The sequence below is a fragment of the Mesorhizobium sp. M1406 genome, from assembly GCF_040317555.1.
Classification (GTDB): Bacteria; Pseudomonadota; Alphaproteobacteria; order Rhizobiales; family Rhizobiaceae; genus Mesorhizobium.
Window position 1 is genome coordinate 1 of the sequence record NZ_JAMYKW010000133.1, and the last position, 4,227, is coordinate 4,227.

Annotated in this window: 4 protein-coding genes; 3 read left to right on the forward strand and 1 reads right to left on the reverse strand. The window is 63.1% G+C overall.

All coding sequences use genetic code 11. The annotated features are described in order from the left end of the window. Positions 1–75: 75 nt before the first annotated feature. The gene (locus NKH03_RS34310; protein ID WP_352699993.1) at positions 76–1,470 is read right to left on the reverse strand and encodes a PD-(D/E)XK nuclease family protein; all 1,395 of its coding nucleotides are present in this window, start codon (positions 1,468–1,470) and stop codon (positions 76–78) included. A 289-nt stretch (positions 1,471–1,759) separates the two neighbouring features. On the opposite strand from NKH03_RS34310, the gene tnpA reads away from it, so the two are divergent. The 3 genes from tnpA to tnpC form a co-directional block, all read left to right on the forward strand. Continuing rightward, entirely contained in the window at positions 1,760–2,197 is a 438-nt protein-coding gene (gene tnpA / locus NKH03_RS34315; protein WP_352608053.1) for an IS66-like element accessory protein TnpA, read from the forward strand. Then, positions 2,194–2,544: an IS66 family insertion sequence element accessory protein TnpB gene (gene tnpB / locus NKH03_RS34320; protein ID WP_352699995.1), complete on the forward strand. Its 351-nt coding sequence runs from the start codon at positions 2,194–2,196 to the stop codon at positions 2,542–2,544. The genes tnpA and tnpB overlap by 4 nt, the downstream gene beginning before the upstream one ends. Positions 2,545–2,615: 71 nt before the next feature. Next, a partial coding sequence (gene tnpC, locus NKH03_RS34325) for an IS66 family transposase (protein ID WP_352973270.1) occupies positions 2,616–4,227 on the forward strand: 1,612 nt, incomplete at its 3' end.

Consider the following 4,227-nt stretch of genomic DNA (forward strand, 5'->3'; position numbering starts at 1 on the left):
GCGACGATAAAGCGGATCACGAGCAACTTCTGACATGGCCCATGTTCGCACATCTTCATCAGCCGTCGGTTAACTTTACGGTGCCTCCAGGAGCAACGATCTGGCGGCCAGGGCATAAAAAACGCGTTGGAGCTCCGCTCCGCGGTCGAACACAACGGCCTTTTTCCGCTGCGGCGCCGCTCCTGCCTTGTAGTCGGTGATAATGGCCGTGCCCCTCGATCCGTCCTCGTCGAGCCGATCTATTCGGCCGCGAAACGCAATGCCAGTTGCCCCGACTGGGACCGGCGAAAGCGTGATCCAGGGATGACGTCCGTCGATGGTCTCGCCGAAGGCGAGTTCGGTCCAACTCGTGCCGCGGGGTTCACCAAGGGCATCTTTCAGCCCGCGCGATGCACGTTCGCAGGCCAGTGTCATGGTATGGCGCCAGAGTAGACCAGGCGGGACGGCCCGTGCGATCGGCCACCCCTCGTCTAGGCGCCTGGCTTCGTCCGCAAGGGCGATCTCGATCTCGTCGACATTTCGCGGTGCACCGTCGCGGAGCACACCGCCAATGAGGGCGTGGACGAGTTCGCCGAACGCACGATGATCGAGCACGAGTGGCTGGTGATCGAGGTTCGGTTCGCGCCAATGAAGTGCATACTCCCAGACAAATCCGAGCGGATCGCAAAGTAGGCGATGCAGGGACGTCGTTGATTGTACTTCGGCTAGTGCGTCGAGGATCAGTGGATGGTTTGCCCGAATGAGCCCATCATGCGCGGTGTGCCTATCGGTTTCCTGCCAGTCGCGCCAGGAGGCGCGGCTGGCCCGAACCTGCGGGTGCTTGCCCGCATCTGCCGGTCTCGAGTAGAGGCGATCGCTTTCGCTGAATGCGTGCCGGGGGATGGCGCTGCGACCCACAATCCGTTCCTCGTCTCGTCGCCATAATGTGCTTGCCGCCTGCAGCGCGCCCGTGGCGCTTCTGTGTCCGCGCGAAAGGGTATAGTCGGCGGATTGGCTCACAATGATGTCGTGCGTCATTCGATCGTCGTCGGCGATATCTGCTGACGGGAGCCGAAGATGCTCGAGCAGATGCTCAGGAAGCAGCGGGTTTTCGATCGCCCGACGTGGCCAGGCATTCGCTTCGAGACCAATGAGGCGGACATGCTTACGGGGGGCGGCGGCCAGGTGATGGGCGGGCCCCCACACGATGGTGTTGCCGGGCTCCTGCCCATCATCGACGCGGAGAGCCTGCAGCGAGAGCTCGATCGCTTGCTGGGGTGCCATGCGCAAGGCGTCCTGCCATAAGGTGAGCGCGGGTCCACGCAACAGGCGGCGTCCTGCGCGATCCGCCTCTGAGATACCGCCAGCGAGCAGCTCGAGAGCCGGCAGCAATGTGCGCTCGGCAATATCCCCATCTGCCCGTTCGGCGCGCGCCTGCTTGAGGGCGTGCTGCCAAAGACGCGGAGTCGTCAGCGCGGCGCTCCGCCTCAAGCCCTTTGCCCAATCAACGGGGATCTGCTCTCGCACGAGAGGAACACGGGCAAATAGAAGGCGGACTCGCTCCTGGGATGTCAAACGGCTTCCAAAACTGACCCTCGATCGGCGTCGATTCCCCGGCTTATGGGGTCAAATTTTGCACGCCGATTCACACCTGGGACAGGCCCCTCAACAGGATGTCGGCGAGTGCACGCAATGGACGAAACGGCCCTCCGCCCTGAGCAAACGTAAGCGGTGCGCCAAGGCACCTTGCAAGATGCCGATGAACAGGAGGTTTCGGGCCATGACATTGGAACATGCAACGGGCGATATGGTCGCCGAGTTAAGCGGCGCCGCGGCGGCCGAAGGTCTTAAAACGGTGCCCGGGCGCGTGCGGCAACGAAGGCTGTGGAGTTGCACTGAGAAGCGCGCGTTGGTCGACCTGGCGAGCGCGGCGGGGTCGTCGGTGACCGAGGTCGCGGAAGCGTTCGGCGTAGCTCCGTCACAGCTCTATGCGTGGCGCAAGCAGATGGCCGGCGGGGAACTCGATGCCGATCAGGCGATGGCGACCTTCGCGCGCATCGACGTGAGCGATCTGCCGGATGTCGAACGCCCCGTCGCCGATTGCCCGGACCCGGCCGGCAGGATCGTCGTGGCCTTTGCGAGCGGCACGCGATTGCGGATCGACGGGATCGTCGATCCGACAGCACTGCGCATCGTCCTGGCGGAGTTGACCAGGTGATCACGGTGGTGCCGACCGACCGGATTTACCTGTGCTGCGGCGCGACCGACATGCGTCGCGGGATCAACAGCCTGGCGCGGATGGTGCGGCAGGTGCTCGCGCTCGACCCGCACACCGGCGCGATCTTCTGCTTCCGTGGACACAAGGGTCATATCATCAAGATTCTGTCGCATGACGACCAGGGGTTCTGTCTGTTTACAAAGCGGCTGACCGATGGTTGTTTTGCCTGGCCAACCACCAAGGATCAGGTCGCCGTGTCGCTCACCAAGGCGCAGCTTTCGCTGCTTTTGGACGGGATCGATTGGCGCCGGCCGAGCAAGATTTATCGACCGCGTTTGGCTGGCTGATTTTGATGTTTCTTATTGATTTTGTGTTGATTCTTCTTCCGTGACGAGGGTCTTTCGGGTATAGGTTTTGGGTGTCGGAACAAGCTCCCTCAACCGCTGATTTCTTCGCTCGGATCGCCCTTCTGGAGGCGGCCGTTTCTGCCCGTGACATCACCATCGCCGAACGCGATGAGCAGCTTCGAAGAGAGCGCGCCGAGGCCGCACTTCGCATCCAGCGCCTGCAGCTGCGGATCGATCGCTTCAACCGCAAGGCCTTCGGCCGCTCCTCCGAGAAGCTGGGCCAGATGCGGCTTGAACTCGAAGATCTCGAGACCGATTTCGCCGCCAGCGTGCCCGATCTCGAGCTGCCCATCGTTGCTGACACCGACAAGGTCCGGGTGTTGCCGGTGCGTAAGCTCAATCCCAACCTGCCGCGCAAGCGGGCCGTTCGCGAGCCGTCTTGCGCATGTTGCCCGGGCTGCGGCGGCGATCTGCGCGCCATGGGCGAAGATAGCGACGAGATGCTCGATCTGGTTGCCCAGGCCTGGCAGGTGATGGAGACCATTCGACCCAAGTACAGCTGCCGGACCTGCGATAAAATCATCCAGGCGCCAGCGCCAGCCAAGGCCATTGCACGCGGTAAGCTCAGCTATGCCGCGCTCGCCCATATCATGATGGCCAAGTGGGGTTATCATCTGCCCTTCTACCGTCAGGCACAGATGATGGCCGCCAAGGGCGTCGATATCGAGCGATCCACCCTTGCGCGCAGCGCCGGCTACGCCGCCGCCTTGCTCGACCCGATCTACAACCGCATCCGTGAGATCGGCCGTACCCGCACCAAGATTCATACCGACGACACGCGGCTTCCGATCCTGGCGCCCGGCAACGGCAAGACCCACAAGGGCGCGCTCTGGGTTTACGTCGCCGACGACCGCAATTCGGGTTCGCAGGAGCCGCCGATCGCCTGGTATCGCGCCACCATGGGCCGCGCCGGCGAGAGCGTGTTGACCGAGCTCGCCGGATTTGCCGGCACGCTCCAGGCCGACGGTTTCAGCGGCTATAACCAGCTCTACAAGGGCGGCGCCATTCGAGAAGCTGCGTGCCTGGCCCATCTGCGTCGCAAGATATTCGACGTTCACGACAGCCAGCCGACCGAGCTCAGCACGACGGCGATGGCCAGTATCCAGGCGATCTACCGGATCGAGGAAGAGATACGGGGACTCCCGCCCGCCGAGAGATTGGCCGCACGACGAAGTCGGACCCGACCACTGGTCCGGGCGCTGCGACGACAGCTCACGCGCCAGGGCAACGGTTTGTCGCGCCATGCCGATATCGCGAAGGCCTTCGCCTATGGCACCAGACGATGGCGCGCGTTCAATCGCTTCCTCTACGATGGCCAGCTCGAGCCCGACAACCTGATCGCGGAGCGGGCGATTCGTGGATTTACAGTCGGCAGGCGCAATTGGCTTTTCTCGGGCAGCTTCGCCGCGGCAGAGCGGTCAGCGGTCGTGCTCAGCATCATTGAGACGTGCAAGCTTTGCGGCGTCGATGCCGAAGCCTACATGGCCGACGTCACCGAGCGCATCCAGAATGATTGGCCAGCCTCGCGCTGGGACGAACTGATGCCGTGTTGGGGTGGACGGCTCCCAACGGCATCGCGATGTGCCAGAATGAGTTCGTTGAAAGCTCAATCGAGGGAGACCG

Bases quoted from the DNA above. Each gene is read 5' to 3' on its own strand.
- tnpA (WP_352608053.1), top strand. From the start codon at position 1,760: ATGACATTGGAACATGCAACGGGCGATATGGTCGCCGAGTTAAGCGGC.